At 73.5% G+C, this 21,810-nt stretch carries 25 protein-coding genes; 19 read left to right on the forward strand and 6 right to left on the reverse strand.

Features of this window, described 5'->3' with window-relative positions; genetic code table 11:
- The first annotated feature begins 16 nt into the window (after nucleotides 1-16).
- From ribD to ribH, 5 genes are read left to right on the forward strand one after another with little or no spacing between them, the layout of a single operon-like run.
- The gene (gene ribD / locus AC3X7Z_RS18520; protein ID WP_489976841.1) at nucleotides 17-1,060 is read left to right on the forward strand and encodes a bifunctional diaminohydroxyphosphoribosylaminopyrimidine deaminase/5-amino-6-(5-phosphoribosylamino)uracil reductase RibD; all 1,044 of its coding nucleotides are present in this window, start codon (nucleotides 17-19) and stop codon (nucleotides 1,058-1,060) included.
- On the forward strand, nucleotides 1,061-1,681 hold the full coding sequence (locus tag AC3X7Z_RS18525) for a riboflavin synthase (RefSeq protein WP_186342672.1): 621 nt from the start codon (nucleotides 1,061-1,063) through the stop codon (nucleotides 1,679-1,681).
- Complete coding sequence (pnuC, locus tag AC3X7Z_RS18530) at nucleotides 1,678-2,379, forward strand: nicotinamide riboside transporter PnuC (protein WP_206054360.1); 702 nt, start codon at nucleotides 1,678-1,680, stop codon at nucleotides 2,377-2,379. Before AC3X7Z_RS18525 ends, pnuC begins: the two co-directional genes overlap by 4 nt.
- A complete protein-coding gene (locus AC3X7Z_RS18535; RefSeq protein WP_489976842.1) occupies nucleotides 2,376-3,722 on the forward strand; it encodes a bifunctional 3,4-dihydroxy-2-butanone-4-phosphate synthase/GTP cyclohydrolase II in 1,347 nt (448 codons plus the stop codon). Before pnuC ends, AC3X7Z_RS18535 begins: the two co-directional genes overlap by 4 nt.
- Nucleotides 3,719-4,207 (forward strand): 6,7-dimethyl-8-ribityllumazine synthase, encoded by a 489-nt coding sequence (gene ribH, locus AC3X7Z_RS18540; protein WP_489976843.1) that lies wholly within the window; start codon nucleotides 3,719-3,721, stop codon nucleotides 4,205-4,207. Before AC3X7Z_RS18535 ends, ribH begins: the two co-directional genes overlap by 4 nt.
- Before the next feature lie 18 nt (nucleotides 4,208-4,225).
- Here the strand turns inward: ribH and AC3X7Z_RS18545 are convergent, their stop codons facing one another.
- The gene (locus tag AC3X7Z_RS18545) at nucleotides 4,226-5,245 is read right to left on the reverse strand and encodes a zinc-dependent alcohol dehydrogenase family protein (RefSeq protein WP_186342676.1); all 1,020 of its coding nucleotides are present in this window, start codon (nucleotides 5,243-5,245) and stop codon (nucleotides 4,226-4,228) included.
- A gap of 198 nt (nucleotides 5,246-5,443) precedes the next feature.
- Between AC3X7Z_RS18545 and AC3X7Z_RS18550 the strand changes: the two genes are divergently transcribed.
- From AC3X7Z_RS18550 to AC3X7Z_RS18560, 3 genes are read left to right on the forward strand one after another with little or no spacing between them, the layout of a single operon-like run.
- Nucleotides 5,444-5,707: a phosphoribosyl-ATP diphosphatase gene (locus AC3X7Z_RS18550; protein ID WP_489976844.1), complete on the forward strand. Its 264-nt coding sequence runs from the start codon at nucleotides 5,444-5,446 to the stop codon at nucleotides 5,705-5,707.
- 19 nt (nucleotides 5,708-5,726) lie between these two features.
- On the forward strand, nucleotides 5,727-6,572 hold the full coding sequence (hisG, locus tag AC3X7Z_RS18555) for an ATP phosphoribosyltransferase (protein ID WP_186342678.1): 846 nt from the start codon (nucleotides 5,727-5,729) through the stop codon (nucleotides 6,570-6,572).
- Nucleotides 6,556-7,044, forward strand: coding sequence for a PH domain-containing protein (locus AC3X7Z_RS18560; RefSeq protein WP_186342679.1), 489 nt, complete (start codon nucleotides 6,556-6,558; stop codon nucleotides 7,042-7,044). The genes hisG and AC3X7Z_RS18560 overlap by 17 nt, the downstream gene beginning before the upstream one ends.
- Here the strand turns inward: AC3X7Z_RS18560 and AC3X7Z_RS18565 are convergent.
- The 4 genes from AC3X7Z_RS18565 to AC3X7Z_RS18580 all read right to left on the reverse strand — a co-directional run bounded on the left by AC3X7Z_RS18565 (nucleotide 7,041) and on the right by AC3X7Z_RS18580 (nucleotide 10,267).
- Nucleotides 7,041-7,958 (reverse strand): aldose 1-epimerase family protein, encoded by a 918-nt coding sequence (locus AC3X7Z_RS18565; protein WP_489976845.1) that lies wholly within the window; start codon nucleotides 7,956-7,958, stop codon nucleotides 7,041-7,043. The two genes, AC3X7Z_RS18560 and AC3X7Z_RS18565, sit on opposite strands and share 4 nt — an antisense overlap.
- Before the next feature lie 82 nt (nucleotides 7,959-8,040).
- Nucleotides 8,041-8,595: a uridine kinase family protein gene (locus AC3X7Z_RS18570; RefSeq protein WP_489976846.1), complete on the reverse strand. Its 555-nt coding sequence runs from the start codon at nucleotides 8,593-8,595 to the stop codon at nucleotides 8,041-8,043.
- On the reverse strand, nucleotides 8,595-9,812 hold the full coding sequence (locus tag AC3X7Z_RS18575) for an amino acid deaminase/aldolase (protein ID WP_489976847.1): 1,218 nt from the start codon (nucleotides 9,810-9,812) through the stop codon (nucleotides 8,595-8,597). Before AC3X7Z_RS18575 ends, AC3X7Z_RS18570 begins: the two co-directional genes overlap by 1 nt.
- On the reverse strand, nucleotides 9,809-10,267 hold the full coding sequence (locus tag AC3X7Z_RS18580) for a cellulose synthase (protein WP_186342707.1): 459 nt from the start codon (nucleotides 10,265-10,267) through the stop codon (nucleotides 9,809-9,811). Before AC3X7Z_RS18580 ends, AC3X7Z_RS18575 begins: the two co-directional genes overlap by 4 nt.
- A gap of 97 nt (nucleotides 10,268-10,364) precedes the next feature.
- Here AC3X7Z_RS18580 and AC3X7Z_RS18585 point away from each other — a divergent pair, with 97 nt between their 5' ends.
- From AC3X7Z_RS18585 to AC3X7Z_RS18605, 5 genes are all read left to right on the forward strand, one after another.
- Nucleotides 10,365-10,880 (forward strand): SseB family protein, encoded by a 516-nt coding sequence (locus AC3X7Z_RS18585; RefSeq protein WP_241005101.1) that lies wholly within the window; start codon nucleotides 10,365-10,367, stop codon nucleotides 10,878-10,880.
- Nucleotides 10,881-11,146: 266 nt separating this feature from the next.
- Nucleotides 11,147-11,872: a translation initiation factor IF-3 gene (gene infC, locus AC3X7Z_RS18590; protein WP_313960531.1), complete on the forward strand. Its 726-nt coding sequence runs from the start codon at nucleotides 11,147-11,149 to the stop codon at nucleotides 11,870-11,872.
- Between the two features lie 113 nt (nucleotides 11,873-11,985).
- Nucleotides 11,986-12,198, forward strand: coding sequence for a large ribosomal subunit protein bL35 (locus AC3X7Z_RS18595; protein WP_056909573.1), 213 nt, complete (start codon nucleotides 11,986-11,988; stop codon nucleotides 12,196-12,198).
- Nucleotides 12,199-12,262: 64 nt separating this feature from the next.
- Nucleotides 12,263-12,649 carry a 50S ribosomal protein L20 gene (rplT, locus tag AC3X7Z_RS18600; RefSeq protein WP_186342683.1) on the forward strand — a complete coding sequence of 129 codons (387 nt, stop codon included), beginning with the start codon at nucleotides 12,263-12,265 and terminating at the stop codon, nucleotides 12,647-12,649.
- Between the two features lie 5 nt (nucleotides 12,650-12,654).
- Nucleotides 12,655-13,431: a TrmH family RNA methyltransferase gene (locus tag AC3X7Z_RS18605; protein ID WP_489976848.1), complete on the forward strand. Its 777-nt coding sequence runs from the start codon at nucleotides 12,655-12,657 to the stop codon at nucleotides 13,429-13,431.
- A 15-nt stretch (nucleotides 13,432-13,446) separates the two neighbouring features.
- Here the strand turns inward: AC3X7Z_RS18605 and AC3X7Z_RS18610 are convergent, their stop codons facing one another.
- Nucleotides 13,447-14,424 (reverse strand): helix-turn-helix transcriptional regulator, encoded by a 978-nt coding sequence (locus AC3X7Z_RS18610; protein WP_186342684.1) that lies wholly within the window; start codon nucleotides 14,422-14,424, stop codon nucleotides 13,447-13,449.
- Nucleotides 14,425-14,502: 78 nt separating this feature from the next.
- Here AC3X7Z_RS18610 and AC3X7Z_RS18615 point away from each other — a divergent pair, with 78 nt between their 5' ends.
- The 6 genes from AC3X7Z_RS18615 to pheS all read left to right on the forward strand — a co-directional run bounded on the left by AC3X7Z_RS18615 (nucleotide 14,503) and on the right by pheS (nucleotide 21,801).
- The gene (locus tag AC3X7Z_RS18615) at nucleotides 14,503-15,648 is read left to right on the forward strand and encodes an epoxide hydrolase family protein (protein ID WP_489976849.1); all 1,146 of its coding nucleotides are present in this window, start codon (nucleotides 14,503-14,505) and stop codon (nucleotides 15,646-15,648) included.
- A 102-nt stretch (nucleotides 15,649-15,750) separates the two neighbouring features.
- Nucleotides 15,751-16,029, forward strand: coding sequence for a DUF4031 domain-containing protein (locus AC3X7Z_RS18620; protein ID WP_186342686.1), 279 nt, complete (start codon nucleotides 15,751-15,753; stop codon nucleotides 16,027-16,029).
- 20 nt (nucleotides 16,030-16,049) lie between these two features.
- Nucleotides 16,050-17,138 (forward strand): sensor histidine kinase, encoded by a 1,089-nt coding sequence (locus AC3X7Z_RS18625; RefSeq protein ID WP_241005100.1) that lies wholly within the window; start codon nucleotides 16,050-16,052, stop codon nucleotides 17,136-17,138.
- 69 nt (nucleotides 17,139-17,207) lie between these two features.
- A complete protein-coding gene (locus AC3X7Z_RS18630) occupies nucleotides 17,208-17,918 on the forward strand; it encodes a response regulator transcription factor (RefSeq protein WP_186342687.1) in 711 nt (236 codons plus the stop codon).
- Nucleotides 17,915-20,533: a DUF4153 domain-containing protein gene (locus tag AC3X7Z_RS18635; protein ID WP_489976850.1), complete on the forward strand. Its 2,619-nt coding sequence runs from the start codon at nucleotides 17,915-17,917 to the stop codon at nucleotides 20,531-20,533. The genes AC3X7Z_RS18630 and AC3X7Z_RS18635 overlap by 4 nt, the downstream gene beginning before the upstream one ends.
- A 155-nt stretch (nucleotides 20,534-20,688) precedes the next feature.
- The gene (gene pheS, locus AC3X7Z_RS18640; protein ID WP_489976851.1) at nucleotides 20,689-21,801 is read left to right on the forward strand and encodes a phenylalanine--tRNA ligase subunit alpha; all 1,113 of its coding nucleotides are present in this window, start codon (nucleotides 20,689-20,691) and stop codon (nucleotides 21,799-21,801) included.
- Nucleotides 21,802-21,810: the final 9 nt, after the last annotated feature.

Consider the following 21,810-nt stretch of genomic DNA (forward strand, 5'->3'; position numbering starts at 1 on the left):
CGGACCGGAGGCGGAGATGACGAGCAGCGAGGCGGAGCGGCGCGCGATGCGCCGCGCGCTGGCGATCGCCGTCGCCCCCGGGGTGCCGCTCGGCCCCAACCCGCGCGTCGGCTGCGTGCTGCTCGCGGCGGACGGCTCCACGATCGCCGAGGGCTTCCACCGCGGCGCCGGTACGCCGCACGCCGAGGCCGCCGCGCTGGCCGAGGCCGGGGAGGCGGCACGCGGGGCCACTGCCGTGGTCACGCTCGAGCCGTGCGACCACACCGGCCGCACCGGACCGTGCAGCGAGGCCCTGGTCGCGGCGGGCGTACGCCGCGTCGTCTACGCACAGGCCGACCCCAACCCGGCGGCCAGCGGCGGTGACCGCCGACTGCGCGACGCCGGCGTCGACGTCGAGTCGGGGCTGCTGGCCGCGGAGGCGGAGGCGGTCAACCGCGTGTGGACGTTCGCCGTCATCCACGCCCGCCCCTTCGTCACCTGGAAGTTCGCCACCTCCCTCGACGGTCGCAGCGCGGCGGCCGACGGCACCAGCCGCTGGGTGTCGAGCCGCGCGGCCCGCCTCGACACGCACCGCCTGCGCGCGCAGTGCGACACGATGCTCGTCGGCACCCACACCGTCGAGGTCGACGACCCCCAGCTCACCGTGCGCGACGAGCTCGACCGGCCGGTGGCGATCCAGCCGCTACGTGCGGTGATGGGGCTGCGCGACCTGGCGCCCGACCGACGGGTCCTCGACGACCGCGCCGAGACGGTGCACCTCCGCACCCGCGACCCCCACGAGGCGCTCGCCCGGCTCCGCGCGCTCGACCGCCAGCACGTGTTCCTCGAGGGGGGACCGTCGCTGGCCCGCGCGTTCCTGCAGGCGGACCTCGTCGACGAGGTGGTCGCCTACGTCGCGCCGATGCTGCTCGGCGCCGGCACCAGCGCCGTCGCGGACCTCGGCATCGAGACGATCGCGGACGCCCGGCACCTGCGCGTCGACGACGTGCACGTGCTGCCCGGCGGCGACGGCGAGGACACCAACATCCGGCTCACCATGACGCCCCTGAGGAGGCACTGAATGTTCACCGGGATCGTGGAGGAGCTCGGCACCGTCGCCGAGGTCACCGACCAGGGCGACGCCATCCGGCTCACCGTCGAGGCCGACACCGTGCTCGAGGGCACCGCGCCGGGCGACTCCATCGCCGTCAACGGCTGCTGCCTCACCGTCTCGGAGATCGGGGACGGGCGGTGGACCGCCGACCTCATGCAGGAGACGCTCGACAAGACCTCCCTGCGCGGCGTCGCGCCCGGCGACCGGGTCAACCTCGAGCGCGCCGTGACCCTCGGCACCCGTCTCGGCGGCCACATCGTCCAGGGCCACGTCGACGGTGTCGGCGAGATCCTCTCGCGCACGCCCAGCGAGCACTGGGACGTCGTGGAGGTCTCGCTGCCCGCCCACCTCGCCCGCTACCTCGTCGACAAGGGCTCGATCACCGTCGACGGCGTGAGCCTCACCGTGGTCGAGGCCTACGACTCCAGCTTCACCGTCAGCCTGATCCCCGAGACCCTCGCCCGCACGACGCTCGGGTCCCGCCGCGTCGGCGACCTGGTCAACCTCGAGGCCGACGTCATCGCCAAGCACGTCGAGAAGCTGCTCGGCGTCCACGCCCCCGCCCGTACGAACGACGAGGAAGAATGATGTCCCTTCTCGAATGGCTCATCCACGGCACCATCCCGGTGGGCGGCGGGGAGCTCGGTGTCCGCGAGGTCGTCGGCAACGTCTTCGGCCTGGCCAGCGCGATCCTCGGCATGAAGCGCCTGGTGTGGGCCTGGCCGATCGGCCTGGTCGGCAACGTCCTGCTCTTCACCGTCTTCGCCACCGGCGAGCTCTCCGGCCAGATCGACGAGCCGCTGTGGGGCCAGGCCGGGCGACAGGTCTTCTTCGCCGCGGTCTCCCTCTACGGCTGGTGGCGCTGGACGCGGGTACGCCGCGCCGGGGGCGCGTCCGACGGCGGAGCCATCGCGCCCCGCTGGGCGACCGGTGCCGAGCGGATCCAGCTGCTCGTGGTCGGCGTCGTCGGCTACGCGGCGGCCTACGTGCTCCTCACCCAGGTCCTGGGCTCCTGGGGCCCGACCACCGAGGCGTGGATCCTCGCCGGCTCGATGCTCGCGACCTACGGCATGGCCCGCGGCTGGGTCGAGTTCTGGTTGATCTGGATCCTCGTCGACATCGTCGGGGTGACCACCCTCGTCCAGGCCGGCTACTACCCCACGGCCGGCATGTACCTCTTCTACGCCGTCTTCGTCGTGATGGGCTTCGTGGTGTGGATGCGGGCCAGCCGCACGGTCGTCGACACGACCGACACCGACCGCAGCAGCGAGGCGGTGTCGGCATGAGCGAGACCCACGAGCCCGCCCCCGACCCCGGACCCGACCCCGTCCGCCTCGACCCGGTCGAGCGCGCCGTCGCCGACATCGCCGCAGGACGTGCGGTCATCGTCGTCGACGACGAGGACCGCGAGAACGAGGGCGACATCATCTTCGCCGCCGCGAAGGCGACCCCGGAGCTGATGGCCTTCACGATCCGTCACTCCAGCGGCGTGATCTGCGTGCCGATGCCGGGCGACATGCTCGAGCGGCTCGAGATCCCGCTGATGACCCCGCACAACAAGGACAAGCTGCGCACGGCCTACACGATCTCGGTCGACGCCCGCGACGGCGTCTCCACCGGCATCAGCGCCGCCGACCGGGCCCACACCGCGCGGACCCTCGCGGACTCCGCCACCGAGCCGTGGGAGCTCACCCGCCCCGGGCACGTCTTCCCGCTGCGCTACCGCGAGGGCGGCGTGCTGGTGCGCCGCGGACACACGGAGGCGGCCGTCGACCTGGCCCGGCTCGCCGGGCTGACGCCGGCCGGCGTGCTGGTCGAGGTCGTCAACGACGACGGCACCATGAAGCGGGGTCCCGAGCTGCGGGAGTTCGCCGACGAGCACGGCCTGGCGATGATCTCGATCGACGACCTGGTCCGCTACCGCCGCCGCCACGAGCGCCACGTCGAGCGGGTCGCCGAGACGCGGCTGCCCACTCGGCACGGCGACTTCACCGCCTACGGCTACCGCATCACCATCGACGACAGCGAGCACGTCGCCCTCGTGCACGGCGACCTGTCCGGCGACGAGCCGGTGCTGACCCGGGTGCACAGCGAGTGCCTGACCGGCGACGTGTTCGGCAGCGAGCGCTGCGACTGCGGCCCCCAGCTCGACGAGGCGCTGCGCGCGATCGTCGCCGAGGGCAGGGGAGTGGTGGTCTACCTGCGCGGCCACGAGGGTCGCGGCATCGGGCTGGTCGCCAAGCTGCAGGCCTACCAGCTCCAGGACGGCGGCCGCGACACCGTCGACGCCAACCTCGACCTCGGCCTGCCCGCCGACGCCCGCCACTACGGCACCGCGACGCAGGTGCTGCGCGACCTCGGCATCGCGTCGGTGCGGCTGATGACCAACAACCCCGACAAGACCGCCAGCCTGGAGGACTTCGGCATCCGCGTGGCCGAGCGGGTCCCGCTGGCGATCAGCCCGACGGTGCACAACGAGGCCTACCTGCGCACCAAGGCCGAGCGGATGGGTCACCACCTGCCCGGGACGAGCGCCCCGGCGCTCGACCTCCCCGCGGAGGCCATCGACCACCAGGCCGAGCACCTCGAGCCGTCCGAGCAGGTCGCAAGAGAAGGAGAGCACGCATGAGCGGAGCCGGAGCACCCACGTCCCAGCCCTACGACGCCAGCGGCCTGCGGGTCGCGGTCGTCGCGGCGAGCTGGCACACCCAGGTGATGGACGGACTGGTCGGCGGCGCCGAGCGCGCGTTGGCGGCGTACGGGATCGCCGATCCGGAGATGGTCCGGGTGCCGGGCACCTTCGAGCTGCCGGTGGTCGCGGCCGCGCTGGCGCGGGCCGGCTACGACGCGGTGGTGGCCCTCGGGGTCGTGATCCGCGGCGGGACGCCGCACTTCGAGTACGTCTGCTCGGCGGCCACCGACGGCCTGACCCGGGTCAGCGTCGAGCACGCGGTGCCGGTGGGCTTCGGCGTGCTGACCTGTGACACCGAGGAGCAGGCACTGGACCGTGCCGGCCTCCCGGGCTCGGCCGAGGACAAGGGATGGGAGGCCGCCTCCGCCGCGCTCGACACCGCCCGCGTGGTGCGGGCGGTGTGGGCCGACCAGCCTCGGTAGTCCCCCCGGGACGGGTGCTCACACCGTGAGCAGCACCTTGATGGCGGTGCGCTGGTCCATCGCGGCGTAGCCTTGGGCGGCCTCGTCGAGCGGCAGGGCGAGGTCGAAGACCTTGCCGGGGTCGATCCGTCGGTCCCAGATGAGCTGGACGAGCTCCGGGAGGAACCGGCGCACGGGGGCGGGGCCGCCGTGGAGGTGGACGCCGGCCATGAACAGCTCGTCGCCGGGGATGGCGACGTCGTGGGAGACGCCGACGAACCCGACGTGCCCTCCGGGGCGGGTCGCGTGGATGGCCTGCATCATCGACTCCTGTGTCCCGACTGCCTCGACGACCGAGTGCGCGCCGAGCCCATGGGTGAGCTCCTTGACCCTGGCGACGCCCTCCGCGCCGCGCTCCTCGACGATCTCGGTGGCCCCGAACTCGCGCGCCAGGGCCTGGCGGTCGGCGTGGCGGCTGAACGCGATGATGCGCTCCGCGCCGAGCTGCTTGGCGGCGAGGACGCCGAGCAGGCCGACGGCGCCGTCGCCCACGACTGCGACGGTCCTCCCCGGCCCTGCCTCGGCGGCGACGGCGGCGAACCAGCCCGTGCCGAGCACGTCGGAGGCGGCCATGAGGGACGGGATGAGGTCGGGCTCCGGCACGCCGGGCGTCTTGACCAGCGTGCCGTCGGCGAGCGGGATCCGGGCGAGCTCGGACTGGGTGCCGATGGTGCCCATCAGGACGCGGTGGATGCAGTAGGCCTGGTAGCCGGACCGGCAGATCTCGCACGTGTTGTCGGATGCCCAGAACGAGCCCACGACGAAGTCGCCGACCTCGACGGTGCGCACGTCCTCACCGACCTGCTCGACCACCCCGACGTACTCGTGGCCCATCACCTGGTCCGCGATCGGCTCCGCGCCGCGATAGGGCCACAGGTCGCTGCCGCAGATGCAGCTCGCGCTCAACCGGATGATGGCATCCGTCGGCTCGACGATGGTGGGGTCGGGGCGCTCCTCGACCCGTACGTCCCCGGGGGCGTGCATGACTACCTGGCGCATGGCGGGTGGCTCCTCTTCGTCCGTGGTCCGTCGTCCTCGGGCAGCTCGTGCCGCCTCGACTTCGAGTCAACCCGCTACGCCCCGCCTGCGGGAGCCCTTGAGGGGAGGTCGTCGTCGGGAGGACCCTCCGCGCGCACTGACGCCGGGGACCGGACCGGTGGCCCGGGACGCACCCGGCAGCACCTAGGCTAGGGCCTCGTGAAGACGTTCGAGGAGCTGTGGTCGGAGCTGTCCGCCAAGGCCGAGGAGCGCCCCGAGGGGTCCGGCACGGTCCGCCAGCTCGACGCCGGGGTCCATGCGATCGGCAAGAAGCTCCTGGAGGAGGCCGCCGAGTCCTGGATGGCCGCCGAGCACGAGGGCAAGGACGCCACCGCCCTCGAGATCAGCCAGCTGCTCTACCACGCGCAGGTGCTGATGCTCGCCTCCGGCCTGACCCTCGACGACGTCTACGCCCACCTGTGAGAGCCCCGGTGACCTTCGCATGACCCTCCGCATCGCCATCCCCAACAAGGGATCGCTGTCCCAGGCAGCCACCGACATCCTCCGCGAGTCCGGCTACCGCCAGCGCAGCGACTCCAAGGAGCTCGCGCTCGTCGACACCGAGAACGACGTCGAGTTCTTCTACCTCCGGCCGCGCGACATCGCCCTCTACGTCGGCGAGGGCACCCTCGACGTCGGCATCACCGGGCGCGACCTGCTGCTCGACTCGGGCGCCAAGGCGGAGGAGGTCATGACGCTCGGCTTCGGCCGCTCCCGCTTCCACTTCGCCGGCCCCGTGGGCCGCTACACCTCGCTGGCCGACCTCGAGGGGCTGCGGATCGCGACGTCGTACGTCGGCGTGGTCGAGGACTACCTGTTCCGCCACGGCATCACCGCCACGGTCACCCGCCTCGACGGGGCGGTCGAGACCAGCATCCAGCTCGGGGTCGCGGACGTGATCGCCGACGTCGTGGAGACCGGCTCGACGCTGCGCGCCGCGGGCCTGGAGACCTTCGGCGAGGTCATCCTCGACTCGCAGGCGGTGCTGATCACCCGCGGCGGCGAGGTGCCCGACGACTTCGAGATCTTCCGCCGCCGGATCGAGGGCGTGCTCGTGGCGCGCAGCTTCGTGATGATGGACTACGACATCGAGGAGGAGCACCTCGACCGGGCCACCGAGCTGGCGCCGGGTCGCGAGGGTCCCACGATCTCCCCGCTCGGCAAGCCGGGCTGGGTCGCCGTGCGCGTGATGGTGCCGCGGGCCGGGTCGCAGCGCCTGATGGACGAGCTCTGGTCGATCGGCGCCCGCGCGATCCTGCTGACGGACATCCATGCCTGCCGCCTCTGAGGGCCCGGAGGGCCGCCCGCCGGTCCCCGACGCCGACCTGCCCCGCACGTGGCGCCCCATGGGCGTGCGCCTCGCCGTCGTCGGGTTCGGCCTGGTGCTGCTCGTGGTCTGCGCCGCCGCCTGGATCGGCTTCGGCGACGAGACCCGCGCGAAGTTCAACATCCTCCAGCGACTCACCCTCCTCGCCATGGGGGCGGGGTTCGGGGTGATCGGCTGGGCTCTGGGCCGCGCGCGGGTGACCGCCGAGCGCGCCGGTCTGGTCGTGGTCAACGGCTTCCGCACCCGGCGGCTGGCCTGGGAGCAGGTGGTCGCCGTGCACCTGCGGTCCGGGGCTCCCTGGGCGACGCTCGACCTCGCCGACGGCACCTCCGTCTCGGCGATGGCGTTCCAGGGCTCCGACGGCAAGGCGGCTCGGGACGGCGTGCGCGAGCTGCGCGCCCTGATCGACCGCGCTGGCTCCGAGGGGAGCTAGTCGGCGGGCAGCACGACCTGGATGCCCCACGACACCGACAGCTCGTCGCCCGGCGTGCCCGCCGGGGCGAGGGTGGCCACGTCGGTGCCGGAGTTGAACGCGTCGGCCGGGGCGGTCATCGGCTCGACCGCCAGCGCCGGACGCGTCCCCTCGGCGGGCGGGGTGAAGACCTGCAGCCAGCGGTGGTGCTCGTCGGCCCACAGCGCCACGCCACGGCCCTCGGTCGGCTCCACCAGGGTCACCCGGACCCGTCCGTCGACGTGCTCGAGCCCGCCGAGGCCGTCGTCCAGCATGGCGTCGCCGACCCGGCGCCCCGAGCGGAAGTCGTACGCCCCGCTCACGGGCTCGGTGCCGGTCGGGATCCTGCTCTCGTCGAGCACCACCCGGGTCCGGGCCGGGATCGTCAGCTCGAGGTCCTCGACGGCATCGCCGGCGCAGAGGTAGGGGTGCGCCCCACTGGCGTAGGGGGCGGGCTCGGGGGACAGGTTGGTGGCGGTCTGGGTGACCACGAGGCCGTCGGCCGACAGGTCGTAGAGGACGTGCAGGTCGAGCGCCCAGGGATAGCCGGTCTGTGCCATCAGGCGGTGCACCAGGGACACCGAGGTGCTGGTGTGCTCCTCCACCGTCCAGGGCGCCCAGCGCACCAGCCCGTGCGACGCGTTGCCGGTGGCGGGGTCGGTCAGGCCGAGCTGCAGCTCGCGGCCGCCGAACGAGTAGCGTCCCCGGCGGATGCGGTTGGGCCAGGGCATGAGCAGCTGGCCGCGTCCGCCGCTCGACATCGCGGTGCGGTCGAAGCCGTGCACCAGGTCGCGGCCGTGGTGCCGCAGGACCCGCAGCGCCGCGCCGCCCTCGGTGACCACCGCGGTGTAGCCGGCCGCCGAGATCTCGTACTGCTCACCGCTGGGGAAGACCATGGCGGCCACCCTAGGCAGCACGATCCCCCGCGACGGGCACCGCCACGCGCGACGACCGGGCGGGACGTCGTACGCCCTCGCGTCAGCCGGTGACGACCACGAGGTCCGCGTGGGCGCGGGTCTCCAGGCGGTCGTGCAGCGCCTGCTCGTCGAGGCGCCACTGCTCCCAGTGCGCGAGCATCGCCTCGCCGTCTCGGGCGGTCCAGCGAGCCAGGCGCACGTCGGCGGCGGCCTCGACCCACACCAGCAGGCCGGCCAGGTCGGCGATCGCGGGCGACCACGACCCGACGCCCTCGAGCACCAGCAGGCCGCCCGGCTCGACGACGCGCTCCTCGGCCCAGGCGTCGGCGTGCCAGTCCCACCGCCGCCAGCGCCCGTCCCGGCCCGCGGCCAGCGGGCGCAGCAGGCCCTCGACGGTCGCGGGCAGGCCGGGCAGGCCGGACCAGCCCTCGAGCAGCTCGTCGCAGTGCACGACGGTGGCCCCGGGGGCGACGCCGGCCAGCGCCTCGGCCAGCGTGGTCTTGCCCGACCCCGCGGGACCGTCGACGCACACCAGCCGGCCCGGCCCGAGTGTCGGCGGTGCCGCCTGCACCCGCTCGACGACCTCCCGGGCGACCTCGCGGGGGTCGACCCCCATCAGAACGCCTGGTCGCAGCCGCGGTAGGACGGCACGACGTCGGTGACCACGTCACCGCGCACCAGGTGCACGTCGCGGACGTGCTCGAACAGCTCGCCGGACTTGGCGTGGCGGAACCAGACCAGGTCGCCGATCGCGAGGGTGGCCGCCGCGTGCCCGACCAGGGGCGTCTGCACCTCGCCGGCCCCCTCCAGCGAGGTCAGCCGGAGCCCGGTCGGCGCCCACGGCACGGGGGAGCGGTCGGCACCGGTCGCGCCGCTCGCGACGAGGCCGCCGCCGTGCACGGTGGCCGTCGTCGGGTCGGGCCGGCGGGTGACGGGGAGGCCGAAGAACGCGGCCGGGCGCGGCTCGAACGACGCGTAGTGGTCGAAGATCCGCGGCACCAGCAGGCCGGAGCCGGCTGCGATCTCGGTGACGGCGCCGTCGGCGGCCGTGGCCTCCACGGAGCCGGTGCCACCCCCGTTCCAGAACTCCAGCTCAACCAGTGGGGCCAGGGCCTCGGCGATCTCCCGGCGGCGCCCCTCGAGCTGGGACATCGACGCCCGCTTGAGCCTGCGGACCACCATCGACCGGGCCCGCTGCTCCGGCACGGTGTCCTGCACCCCGGCCACCTGGCCCTCGTAGGTCATCACGCCGACCAGCCGGAAGCCGTCGCGCTCGACGACGGTGCGGGCCAGGGCGACCACGTCGGCCGTGTCGAACAGCGGCGACCGCTTCGGCCCGATGTGGCGCCCGCCGAGCCGCAGGCCGGCGTCGACGTCGAGCGCGACGCGCACCGGCACCGCGCGCGAGGCGCGGGTGGCGTCGACGGCGTCGAGGTGGGCCGGGTCGTCGACCATGAGGGTGATGGCGGCGGCCGCGGACGGCGAGGACGCCAGGCGGGACAGCGCACCGGCATCCACCGACGGATAGGCGACCACGATGTCGTCGCTGACGCCCGTCTCGTGGAGCCAGAGCGCCTCGCGGACGGTGTAGGCGAGCACGCCGGAGAAGCCGTCGTGGGCGAGGGCCCGCCGGATCAGGGAGGGCACCCGCAGCGACTTCGACGCGACCCGGACCGGCTTGCCGCCCGCGCGCCGCACGAGGTCGGCGGCATTGGCGTCGAACGCGTCGAGGTCGACCACCGCGATCGGCGTCGGCGGCGGCTCGGGGAGCGTGGCCACCGCCGCGGTGAGCCGCGACCAGAGGCGGTTGCGCTCGACGAGCGGGTCGCTCACTCGATGCCGCGCTTGCGCAGCAGTGCCTCGATGTCGGCCATCTCGTCGTCGACCGCCGGCTTGGAGGTGGGGCCGGTCCGGGTGGAGGACGCCTCGGGGAGCGAGCCGCGGCGTCCGGTGCGGCCCGGCGCGGCGTCGCCGGCCTGGGCGCGGGCGAGCTGGCGGTCGCGGATGAAGCCGCTGACCACCCAGAGGACCAGCGCCAGGCCGGCCAGCCCGACGCCGGCCCAGGTGCGGACGTCGAAGACCAGGCTGGTCGCCCAGTCGGTGACCGACCCGGCGATGTCGACGACCATCTCGAGGGTGCCGGTCAGCCAGGCGGCCGCGGGCAGGAGCGTGAAGCCCATCGCGCGGAGCCCGTTGGCGGCTCCGCGGCGGCGGAACGCGATCCACGTCCAGATGGCACCCGCCACGGTGAGTGCGGCGGTCAGAGCGGCCCAGGTTGTCCCTTCCACGGGCCCAGAGTCCCACAACCGACCACACCTCCGTGACAATGGCCGCGTGCACCACGACGACCGAGACCCCGCCGGCCCCCCGGATCAGGAGCCGCTCGTGCGGACCATCCCCGACCCGGGGTTCGCCGACGACACCGGCGCCGGCGACCCGCGACTGGCCGGCCTGCTGGCCGCGCACGCGTCGGGTCAGGCCTCGTCCGGCGACGTGCTCACCGCCCTGCAGGATGCACGGCTGCTCGTCCCGGTCGTGGCGATCCTCGGCGAGGTCGAGGTCGACGACCAGGGGCTGGCCCACGACAAGACCTCCGACATGGCCGCGGTGCTGGTGCGGGCGGCGGACGGGAGCACCGGCCTGCTGGCGTTCACCTCCACCGAGACCATGGCGCGGTGGGACCCGCAGGCGCGGCCGGTGCCGGTCACGGCGGCCACCGCCGCCACCGCGGCCGTGCAGGACGGCGCCGAGGCACTGTTGGTCGACCTCGCCGGCCCCGCGACGTACGTCGTCGACGGCGACGACCTCACCCGGCTGGCCGCCGGGTGGCGGCTGGTCGCGATCGGCGACGACCCGGAGAGTGGGGGCGGGCACGGCTGGATTGGGCCCTCCACGGAATGATCCGCTACCCTTTCGTGTTGACCGATCAGTGACGCGCAGCACCACCGTGCGACACCGATCCCGCCAAGCGGAGTCGAGCACCACCCGTCTCCCACCCGCATCGATCGCCCTGCACCACAGATCGTCGGGTCCGGTCCAGTGACACCACCGTCGTGAGACGGATGTGACCACCCAGCCTTCCCCTCGTGGGGGACGCGTCGTGACTGGCTCCCGCTTGGCAACAGCGGGAGCCATTGTTCATTTCCCGCACCGGAGATCCACGACCGGTGCGACAGGGGCTCCCATCCATCCGAACCACTGGAGGACTCATCAGCACCGAGCTGCGCATCAACGACCGGATCCGCGTACCCGAGGTCCGGCTCGTAGGACCCAACGGCGAGACCGTTGGCATCGTGCCGACCGACCAGGCACTCAAGCTGGCCCAGGAGGCCGACCTCGACCTCGTCGAGATCGCCCCGCAGGGACGCCCCCCGGTCTGCAAGCTCATGGACTACGGCAAGTTCAAGTACGAGAACGCCCAGAAGGCTCGTGAGGCGCGCCGCAACCAGACGAACGTGATCATCAAGGAGATGAAGCTTCGTCCCAAGATCGACTCGCACGACTACGAGACCAAGAAGGGTCACGTCGTGCGGTTCCTCGGCGCCGGCGACAAGGTCAAGATCACGATCATGTTCCGTGGTCGCGAGCAGCACCGCCCCGAGCTCGGCTTCCGGCTCCTCCAGAAGCTCGCGGAGGACGTGCAGGACCTGGGCTTCGTCGAGTCCTCTCCCAAGCAGGACGGCCGCAACATGACCATGGTCCTCGGCCCGCACAAGAAGAAGGCCGACGCCAAGATCGACGCCGAGGCCGCTCGCGCCACCAAGGAGCAGGCGCGTGCCGACCGCAAGGCCGAGGAGGACGCCGAGCGCGAGGCGGCCCACGCCGCCGGACCGGTGGCCCAGAAGAAGGAGCGTGGCCGCTCCGAGAACCTGGACCCTGAGATCGAGGCCTGAGCGAAGCGAAGGGCTCGATCGAGCAGGTCGCGGCGGAGCCGTGACAACAGCCTGAGCACGGGCCGCTCACCCCCAGCAGACCACGAACCACGCACAAGGAAGTTGAGGCAGACATGCCGAAGAACAAGACCCACTCGGGCGCCAAGAAGCGCTTCAAGGTGACCGGCTCGGGCAAGATCATGCGCCTGCAGGCCGGCCGCAAGTCCGGCGCCGCGTTCGCGTCCGCGCCGACGACGGGCAGCCGCAAGAAGCACCGCCGCAACGCCGGCATGGTCGAGCTCGAGCCCGGCGACGTCAAGCGCGCCAAGAAGATGCTCGGCATCTGAGCCTCACCCCTGGTGGCCCAGCCGCCGACCTTCCCGACTTTCCCCCGCACCAAGGAGTAGCACCATGGCACGCGTCAAGCGCGCAGTGAACGCCCAGAAGAAGCGTCGTACCACCCTCGAGCGCGCCAGCGGTTACCGCGGCCAGCGCTCGCGGCTCTACCGCAAGGCCAAGGAGCAGGTCACCCACTCCCTGGTCTACAGCTACAACGACCGCCGCAAGAACAAGGGCAACTTCCGCAAGCTGTGGATCCAGCGCATCAACGCCGCTGCCCGCGCCAACGGGATGACCTACAACCGCTTCATCCAGGGCCTCGGCCTGGCCGGCATCGAGGTCGACCGCAAGATCCTCGCCGAGCTCGCCGTCCACGACGCCCCGGCCTTCGCCGCGCTCGTCGAGGCCGCCAAGGCCGCGCTGCCCGACGACGTCAACGCGCCCAAGGTCTCCGCCTGAGCAACATGCAGCCCCTCTCCGCGAGCAACGCTCGCGTCAAGGAGGCTCGCAAGCTGAGCCGCCGTTCGGTACGCACCGAGCGGCGGCTCTTCCTTGCCGACGGGCCCAAGGCGGTCGAGGGCGCCCTGGGCGTGGACGGCTGCGTCGTGGAGGTGTTCGCGACGCCCTCCGCGCTCGAGCAGCACGCCGCGCTCCTCGCATCCGCTCCGGTCACCGTGGTCGACGAGCGGGCGCTCGCCTCGCTGTCCGACTCGGTGTCACCGGCGGGCGTGGTCGCGGTGTGCCGCCACGTCGACGCCCCCCTGGCGCACGTCGTCGCCGCGTCGCCGCGCCTGCTCGCCATCTGCGCCGACGTGCGCGACCCGGGCAACGCCGGCACCGTGATCCGCACCGCCGACGCGGCGGGCGCGGACGCCGTCGTCCTCGCCGGGCACTCGGTCGACGCCTACAACCCCAAGACCGTGCGCAGCACCGTCGGCAGCCTCTTCCACCTGCCGTTCGCGGTCGAGCCCGACGCCGCCGCCGCGGTCCGGGCCGCACAGGGGCGCGGCCTGACGGTGCTCGCCGCCGACGGCGCGGGCGAGGTCGACCTCTTCGAGGCGGACCTCACCGGACCCACCGCATGGCTCTTCGGCAACGAGGCCTGGGGCCTGCCCGACGAGCTGGCCGCCCTGGCCGACCACCGCGTCGCCATCCCGATCCACGGACGGGCCGAGAGCCTCAACCTGTCGACCGCCGCGGCCGTGTGCCTCTACGCCAGCGCGCGCGCCCAGCACCGCTGAGCGCCGGCGGGGCCCTCACCGCGGCGTGACGGCGCCGGCGTACCTCGTGGCGAGCGTCGCGACGTGCCCGACCAGCTCCGGCGGCGAGTCGACGTGGAAGTCGAGGCCGAGCATCCCGATCCACACCGCGACCATCTCGAGACTGTCCGCCCCGGTGACTAGGACGCTGTGGTCGTCGTCCACCGTCTCGACGACGCCCACGGTCGGGTTGATCCGACCGAGCACCTCCTCGGCGGGGGCGTCGACCGCGATGCGGCAGTGCACCGACCATCCCGAGAACGCCACCTCGCGCAGGACGAACGCCGCGTAGTCGCCGCCCTCCAGCGGGTCGGGTGCGAAGCGCCCCGCACCGGGCGTGCGCAGCTCGAGCCAGTCGGCGCGGTAGGCGTGCCAGGCACCGTCGGTGCGGCGCCGGGCCACGACGTACCACCGCTCCTGCCAGCTCACGAGCCGGTAGGGGTCCGCCTCGACCCGCTCCTCGAGCCCCGCGCCGCCGGGCCGGTAGCGCAGGCGGAGCCCTTCGTGGTCGCGGACCGCCGCGGCGAGGTCGGCCAGCAGCCCGACGTCGACCACGGGGGCGACGACGTTGGTGGCGGTGTTGGCCGGACCCACGTCGGTGCTCTCGTGCACGGCGCGCACGCGCCGGCGCAGGCCGTCGGGCAGCACCTGTTCGAGCTTGGCCAGTGCGAGGGCGCTCGGCTCCTCGAGGCCGCGCACGGTCGCGGCGCTGCTCAGCCCGACGGCCACGGCCACGGCCTCGTCGGCCTCGAGCAGCAGCGGCGGCAGCCGACCGTGGTCGCGGAAGCGGTAGCCGCCGGCGGGCCCGCGCACCGAGTCGATCGGGTAGCCGAGCTCGCGGAGCCGCTCGACGTCCTTGCGCACCGTGCGCTCACCGACGCCGAGCCGGTGCGCGAGGTCGCTGGCCGACACGACCGCTCGCGCCTGCAGCAGACCCAGCAGCGCGAGCAGGCGAGAGGATGTCGGGAGCGGCACGGGACCTCCACGATCTTCTCGCCGAACGAGGGGAAGTACCGGAACGAAGGGTGCCGGATCCCTTCCTACCGTACCGGCATGACCTCTCACCAGAACCCGAACCCGAGCACGAACCCGAGCTCCACCACGGCCAGCCTCGACCTGCGCCCCTTCACCGTCGACGTCCCGCAGGTCGCGATCGACGACCTCTACGCCCGCCTCGACCGGACCCGCTACGCCGCCGAGCCGGCCGACACCGCCGGCACCCACGACTGGTCGGCCGGCGCGCCGGTCGCCTGGCTGCGAGAGATGGTCGCCCACTGGCGCGGCGACTTCGACTGGCGGGCGCAGGAGCAGCGGATGAACGCCTACCCGCAGTTCCTCACCGAGATCGACGGGCAGACCGTGCACCTTGTCCACGTCCGGTCCGCCAACGAGGACGCGACGCCGTTGCTGCTGCTGCACACCTACCCGGGGTCATTCGCCGAGTTCCTCGACCTGGTCCCGCACCTCACCGACGACTTCCACCTGGTCATCCCTTCCCTTCCCGGGATCGGGTTCAGCCAGCCGCTGGCGGACGGCGCGTGGGACTCCCCGCGCATCGCGCGGGCCTGGAACACCCTGATGCGCGGCCTCGGCTACGAGTCCTACGGCGCCCACGGCTCCGACAACGGCGCGATCGTCTCGCGCGAGCTGGCGATGCTCGCCCCGGAGGGCTTCCTCGGCGCCCACGTCCTACAGCTGTTCTCATTCCCCTCCGGCGACCCGGCCGAGTTCGAGAGGATGGTGCCCGCCGACTACGCCGCGCTCGAGTTCGCGGGCTGGTTCCAGACCGTCAACGGCTTCGCGACGATGAACGCCTCCCGCCCCCAGACCATCGCGGCAGCGCTCAGCGACTCGCCCGTGGGCCAGCTCGCCTACAACGAGCTGTTCGAGAGCTTCGGCACGGGCACGAGCCTGCTGAGCCGCGAGCAGGTGCTGACGCAGGTCAGCCTCTACTGGTTCACCAACAGCAGTGCCGGTGCGGCGCGGCTCTACCACGCCGACCGCGACGGCGAGCCCCGTGTCAACGAGGGACGGATCGGGGTCGCGGTGTTCGCGGACGACTTCCGGTCGATGCGGCCCTTCGCCGAGCGCGACAACACGTTCCTCGCGTCCTGGACCGAGCACCCGCGTGGCGGGCACTTCGCCGCCACGGAGGTGCCCGAGGAGCTGGCCGCCGCGATCCGCGGGTTCTTCGCCTGAGCGATCCCACCTCCCACCTGCCGCAGCCGCGTACGGCATCGGTCGTACGCCGCTGCGGCACGCCCGGTCCGCGTCTCCGCGCATGTCCTAGGCTCGCGAGCGATGATCCTCATCGACCCGCCCGCCGTCCCGCGCTGGGACCGGCTCTGGTCGCACCTGGCCAGCGACACCTCCTACGACGAGGTGCACGCCTTCGCCGCGTTCCACGGCGTCCCGGCCCGTGGCTGGGACCGCGACCACTACGACGTGCCGGCCGACGCCTACGACGCGCTCGTGGCCGCCGGCGCCGTGCCGGTGTCCTCACGCGAGCTCGCGCTGGCACTGCGCGCCGCCGGCCTGCGCCGGCCCAAGCCGGCGGGGCGCGGCACCCGCGACCGCTGACGCTGACTAGGGTGCGGAGGGTGTCCGCCGACCAGAACGCGCCACGCCACCGGGTGGACTCCGCCCGCCCGAGCCGGCTGCGGGAGCTCGCCGACTTCTACCCCGACGGCATCCTGGGCGCGAGCCGCACGGGCGTGGTGACGCTCCTCAACGCACAGGGCGCCGCACTGCTCGGTGTCGACGCCGAGCAGGCGCGCGGCCTCCCGCTGCCCGACGTGCTGCGCCTGCTCGACCAGGACGGGCGCACCTGGCTCGACGTCAACCGGCCGTTCGACGCCATCTCCATCACCCGCGGCGTGCCCGAGCAGTCCTGGCTCAACGCCAGCGGGGAGGAGGTGCTCACCACCGCCCGGCTGGTGCGGGAGGGCAGGCGCGGTCCCGTCGTCGGGATCGCCGTCGGGCTGCGCAGCGGCCGGGGCCGGGCACGTCTCGACCGCGACCGCTCCGACCTGGTCGCGACCGTCGCCCACGAGCTCCGCTCGCCGCTGACCGGCGTGAAGGGCTTCGTGCAGGCGCTGCTCAACCGCTGGGACAAGCTCAGCGACGACCAGCGCAAGCTGATGCTCACCACCGTCAACGCCGACGCCGACCGGCTCTCGCGGCTGATCGCCGAGCTGCTCGACGTGGCGCGCATCGACACCGGTCGCCTCCAGCTCTACCCGCGCGAGGTCTCCGCGGAGGTGCTGGTGCGCCGCGTCGTCGAGTCGATCGAGGCGGGCACGTCGCGCGGGATCTCCCTCGAGGTGGAGCCCGGCCTGCCCGAGGTGTTCGCCGACCCCGACAAGTTCACGCAGGTCGTCACCAACCTCGTGGAGAACGCCGTCCGCCACGGCCAGGGGCACGTGCGGGTCCGCGTCGGTGCCTCCGACACCCTCGACGGCGTCCGGATCACCGTCGACGACGAGGGCGACGGCATCCCGGCCGAGCTGCGACGCCGGGTCTTCACCAAGTTCTGGACCACCGGCGACGCCGGCGGCAGCGGGCTGGGCATGTACATCGTCGGCGGGCTCTCGCGTGCCCACGGCGGCTGGGTCACCATCGACGACGCGCCCGGAGGCGGTGCCCGCGTGATGGTCGACTGGCCGAGCGAGGACCGCCGACCTGTCTGAGGCGCACCTCCACACAACCTCCACGAGTCGTCCCCGGCCTCGCCACGCCCGCGCTCCTAGGGTCGAGCCATGACGCTCCGCACCGCTGCGAGAACCGCCCTGGTGGTCGAGGACGACCGCACCATCAACGACGCGCTCGCCCAGCGCCTGCGCGCCGAGGGCTACGCCGTCGAGCAGGCCTTCGACGGCCCGTCGGCGGTCGACCTGGCCGCCACCGTGCGCCCCGACGTCGTGCTGCTCGACGTGATGCTGCCGGGCTTCGACGGCCTGGAGGTGTGCCGCCGGATCCAGGCGACGCGCCCCGTGCCCGTGCTGATGCTCACCGCCCGCGACGACGAGGCCGACGTCCTCGTGGGGCTCGGGGTGGGGGCCGACGACTACCTCACCAAGCCCTTCTCGATGCGTGAGGTCGTGGCCCGGGTCGCCGCCCTGCTGCGGCGCGTGGAGCGCGCGGCCGCCCTCGCCGACGAGCGGCCGTCGGCCGTCGAGGTGGGAGGGGTGCGCATCGACCCCGGCACCAGGCGTACGACGGTCGCGGGGGACCCGGTGCACCTCACGCCGACCGAGTTCGACCTGCTCCTGTGCCTGGCGCGGGTGCCCGGTCAGGTGCTGAGCCGCGAACGGCTCCTGCGCGACGTCTGGGACTGGGGCGACGCCTGGGCGAGCGCCAGCGCGACCCGCACCGTCGACAGTCACGTCAAGGCGCTGCGCAGCAAGGTGGGGGCCGCGCGGATCCGCACCGTCCACGGTGTCGGCTACGCGCTCGAGGTGCTGCCGTGAGCGGCTGGCTCGACACCGTCTCCAGCCTCAAGGTCAAGCTCGGCCTGCTGGTGGTCGTGTCCGTCGTCACGGCCGTCCTGCTCACCCTGCTCGGCTCGGCCGCCGGCGTCTCGCCGGTCCTCGTGCTGCCCGTCAGCGTCGCCCTCGCGCTCGGTGTCACCCAGCTGCTCGCCGCGGGGATGGTCGCGCCGCTGCGCCGGATGACCGAGGTGTCGCGGGCGATGGCGCGCGGCGACTACACCGGTCGCGTGCGGACGAGCGCCACCGACGAGGTCGGCCAGCTCGCCCAGGCCTTCAACCGCATGGCGGAGGACCTCGCGACGGTCGACCGCGAGCGCCGCGACCTCATCGCCACCGTGTCCCACGAGCTGCGCACCCCGCTCACCGCCATGACCGCGTTGCTCGAGAACCTCGCCGACGGCGTCGTGCCTGCAGACCCACCGCACCTCGGGGCGGCGCTGGAGGAGGCGCAACGCCTCGGCCGGCTCGTCGAGGACCTGCTCCAGCTCTCCCGGCTCGAGGCGGGGGTGGTCGACCTCGACCGCCAGGACGTGGCGCTGCGCGCGCTCGTCGCGGACTCGGCGGCCCAGGTGCGTGCCGCCGGGAGGAGTGGGACCTTCGCGATCGACCTGGGCGAGGGGCTCGTCGTGCCCGGTGACCCGGCGCGGCTGCGCCAGCTCGTGACCAACGTGCTCGACAACGCCGCGCGCCACGCGCCCGCCGAGACGTCCGTGCGGGTCTCCGGCGGCGCCGCCGGCGACGGCTGGTGGCTCGAGGTCGTCGACGACGGCGGGGGAGTGGCACCCGAGGACCGAGACCGCGTGTTCGAGCGCTTCGGCACCGACGGCAGCGGCGGCACCGGCCTCGGGCTGGCGGTGGCGCGGTGGGTCGCCCAGCTCCACGGCGGCACGCTGCGCTTCCTCGACCCCGAGACGGGACAGGGCTCGCGGCTCCGCCTCGACGTGCCCACCGCGCCGGCCCCGTCCCCGACCGCGGCTCCCTCCGGGACGCCAGCGGAGGGGTCCGCGCCGGCGCCTGCCGCGACCACGGCAGCACCTGCGGCGCACCCGTCCACCCAGGCGGCCGTCCCTGGTCGCCCCCAGCCGGGGCTCGACGCGCTGTTCGGTCGCTTCTGGCCCGAGCGCGGCGCGCCGCACGGCCTGCTCGCCGTGGCCGCCGCCGCGGGCGCCGGACTGGTCGCTGGGGTCGCCCTCTCCTTCACCGCGGTCGGCGTCTCGTGGACGCTGGTCGCCGTCGTCTGCGGAGCCGCGGCGCTGGCCACCGCCCGCCGTCGCCGCGAGCCCTGGACCCTGGCCTGCTCCGCCCTCGCCCTGCTGCTCGTGCTCCCGATGACCCTGCTCGACGCCTGGTGGATCCAGATGCTCGGCCTCGTCGCCGCCACGGCGGTGTTCCTGTGCGGGGTCACCGGTGCGCGCACGCTGCCAGGGTTCGTGCTGACCGGCCTCGCCTGGCCGTTGGCGTCGGTGCGCGGCCTGCCCTGGTTCGGGCGGACGCTGCGGATCGCCGGCACCGGCTCGCGCACCCCCGCCGTCGTGCGGACGACGGTGTGGTCCCTGCTCGGCCTCGGCGTCTTCGGCACGATCTTCGCCAGCGCCAACCCCGTCTTCGGGTCGTGGGTCGACCAGCTCGTGCCCAACCTCACCTTCAACGACCTGGTCGGGCGGGCGTTCCTGGCCTGCTTCGTCTTCGCCGCCACGCTCGGCGCGGCCTACCTCGCGCTCAACCCGGCCGACGTCGAGGTGCTCTCCGGACGGCGGCCGGCCGCCCTGGCCAACCGGTTCGAGTGGCTGGTGCCGGTGCTCGTCGTCGACGCCGTGTTCGTCGCGTACATCGCCGCCGAGGCCCGCGCCCTCATCGGCGGACGCGACTACATCGAGGCCACGACCGGCCTCACCTACGCCGACTTCGTGCACCAGGGCTTCGGCCAGCTCACCCTCGCCACGGCGCTGACCGTGCTGGTCGTGTGGGTCGCCTCGCGGCGCGCGGGCGACACCGCCGAGGACCGCCGCTGGCTGCTCGGCTCCCTCGGCCTGCTGTGCGCGCTCACCCTGCTCGTGGTGGCCTCCGCGCTGCGCGGGATGAGCGTCTACCAGGACGCCTACGGCTTCACCACGCTGCGCGTCTTCGTCGACGTCTTCGAGGGGTGGCTCGGCTTCGTCGTGCTCTCGATCATGGTCGCCGGGGTCACCGGGCTCGGTCGCTGGCTGCCGCGGGTCGCCCTCGTCTCCGGCGCGGTCGCGCTCATCGGCCTCGCTGCGATCAACCCCGACGCGTGGGTCGCCGGGCGCAACCTCGACCGCTACGACGCGACCGGTGACCTCGACCTCCGCTACCTCCAGGACCTCTCCGCCGACGCCGCCCCCGTGATCGCCGAGCGGCTGCCCGCCGACGTGGCCCGCTGCGCGCTGGAGCGCCTCCCGCTCAACGGGCTGTCGGCGGAGGTCGTCGACGACCCGCGGGCCTGGAACCTCGCGCGCGAGCGCGCCGAGCACGCTCTGCGCGATCTCGGGATGGTCGGCGCCTCGGGTCGCCCCGCACCCGCCTCCGGCGAGGGCGACGAGTGCGCCGCCGTGTGGAGCGCCTTCGAGGAGTAGCATCGTCGTCGTGCACACGAGCCTGCGATTTCCGAGCCCCGGACCTGTTCCGTCGGGCAGCTGACGCCACCGGGTCCGGGGAGTCCCCGTCCGACCCGACGCTCGTCCACTTCTAGACTCTGCGGCGAACCGATGTCGCCGCGCGAAAGGGAGCCATGTCCGGCCCCAACACCGACTACGACCCTGTCGAAGTGACCCCGCTCAAGGCCGACCAGGTCGAGGCGATGCGCGACGCGGCCCTCGCCGCCATCGCGGACGCCGCCGACCTCGACACCCTCAAGCAGGTCCGCCTCGACCACGCCGGCGACCGCTCGCCCCTTGCCCTGGCCAACCGTGAGATCGGCGCCCTGCCGCCGCAGGCGCGCAAGGAGGCCGGCCAGCGCGTCGGCCAGGCCCGCGGCGCGGTCAACCAGGCCCTCGCGGCTCGCCAGGCCGTGCTCGAGGCCGAGCACGAGGAGCGGATGCTGGTCGAGGAGACCGTCGACGTCTCCCTGCCGACCACGCGCCGGCGCCGCGGCGGCCGACACCCCCTGACCCTGCAGTCCGAGCTCATCGCCGACCTGTTCGTGGCCATGGGCTACGAGGTCGCGGAGGGCCCGGTGGTGGAGGCCGAGTGGCTCAACTTCGACGCCCTCAACCTCGGTCCCGACCACCCAGCCCGCACCATGCAGGACACGTTCTGGACCGAGCCCGCCGAGGACCACCTCGTGCTGCGCACGCAGACCTCGCCCGTCCAGGCGCGCACGATGCTCACCCGCACGCCACCGATCTACGTCGTGTGCCCGGGCCGCGTGTTCCGCACCGACGAGTACGACGCGACGCACTCGCCGATGTTCCACCAGGTCGAGGGCCTCGTCGTCGACGAGGGCATCACGATGGCCCACCTCAAGGGCACGCTCGACCACTTCGCCTCCCAGCTGTTCGGCGACGGGATCACGACGCGGTTCCGCCCGTCCTACTTCCCGTTCACCGAGCCGTCGGCCGAGGTCGACGTCCGCTGCTTCGTGTGCCGCGGCTCCGGCCTCGACGAGGCGGGCTCCGCCTCGTGCCGCACCTGCCGCGGCGAGGGCTGGATCGAGTGGGGCGGCTGCGGCGTGGTCAACCCGCGCGTGCTCGTCGCCTGCGGGGTCGACCCGCAGGTCTACAGCGGCTTCGCCTTCGGGATGGGCATCGACCGTTCGTTCATGTTCCGCCACGGGCTGGAGGACCTGCGCCCCCTCTTCGAGGGCGACGTCCGGTTCAGCAGCGCGTTCGGCATCGAGATCTGAGAGGGGAGA

The sequence above is a fragment of the Nocardioides sp. Z24_21 genome (assembly GCF_058134345.1).

Bases quoted from the DNA above. Each gene is read 5' to 3' on its own strand.
- ribD (WP_489976841.1), top strand. From the start codon at position 17: ATGACGAGCAGCGAGGCGGAGCGGCGCGCGATGCGCCGCGCGCTGGCG.
- AC3X7Z_RS18525 (WP_186342672.1), top strand. From the start codon at position 1,061: ATGTTCACCGGGATCGTGGAGGAGCTCGGCACCGTCGCCGAGGTCACC.
- pnuC (WP_206054360.1), top strand. From the start codon at position 1,678: ATGATGTCCCTTCTCGAATGGCTCATCCACGGCACCATCCCGGTGGGC.
- AC3X7Z_RS18535 (WP_489976842.1), top strand. From the start codon at position 2,376: ATGAGCGAGACCCACGAGCCCGCCCCCGACCCCGGACCCGACCCCGTC.
- ribH (WP_489976843.1), top strand. From the start codon at position 3,719: ATGAGCGGAGCCGGAGCACCCACGTCCCAGCCCTACGACGCCAGCGGC.
- AC3X7Z_RS18545 (WP_186342676.1), bottom strand. From the start codon at position 5,245: ATGCGCCAGGTAGTCATGCACGCCCCCGGGGACGTACGGGTCGAGGAG.
- hisG (WP_186342678.1), top strand. From the start codon at position 5,727: ATGACCCTCCGCATCGCCATCCCCAACAAGGGATCGCTGTCCCAGGCA.
- AC3X7Z_RS18560 (WP_186342679.1), top strand. From the start codon at position 6,556: ATGCCTGCCGCCTCTGAGGGCCCGGAGGGCCGCCCGCCGGTCCCCGAC.
- AC3X7Z_RS18565 (WP_489976845.1), bottom strand. From the start codon at position 7,958: ATGGTCTTCCCCAGCGGTGAGCAGTACGAGATCTCGGCGGCCGGCTAC.
- AC3X7Z_RS18570 (WP_489976846.1), bottom strand. From the start codon at position 8,595: ATGGGGGTCGACCCCCGCGAGGTCGCCCGGGAGGTCGTCGAGCGGGTG.
- AC3X7Z_RS18595 (WP_056909573.1), top strand. From the start codon at position 11,986: ATGCCGAAGAACAAGACCCACTCGGGCGCCAAGAAGCGCTTCAAGGTG.
- rplT (WP_186342683.1), top strand. From the start codon at position 12,263: ATGGCACGCGTCAAGCGCGCAGTGAACGCCCAGAAGAAGCGTCGTACC.
- AC3X7Z_RS18605 (WP_489976848.1), top strand. From the start codon at position 12,655: ATGCAGCCCCTCTCCGCGAGCAACGCTCGCGTCAAGGAGGCTCGCAAG.
- AC3X7Z_RS18615 (WP_489976849.1), top strand. From the start codon at position 14,503: ATGACCTCTCACCAGAACCCGAACCCGAGCACGAACCCGAGCTCCACC.
- AC3X7Z_RS18620 (WP_186342686.1), top strand. From the start codon at position 15,751: ATGATCCTCATCGACCCGCCCGCCGTCCCGCGCTGGGACCGGCTCTGG.
- AC3X7Z_RS18630 (WP_186342687.1), top strand. From the start codon at position 17,208: ATGACGCTCCGCACCGCTGCGAGAACCGCCCTGGTGGTCGAGGACGAC.
- pheS (WP_489976851.1), top strand. From the start codon at position 20,689: ATGTCCGGCCCCAACACCGACTACGACCCTGTCGAAGTGACCCCGCTC.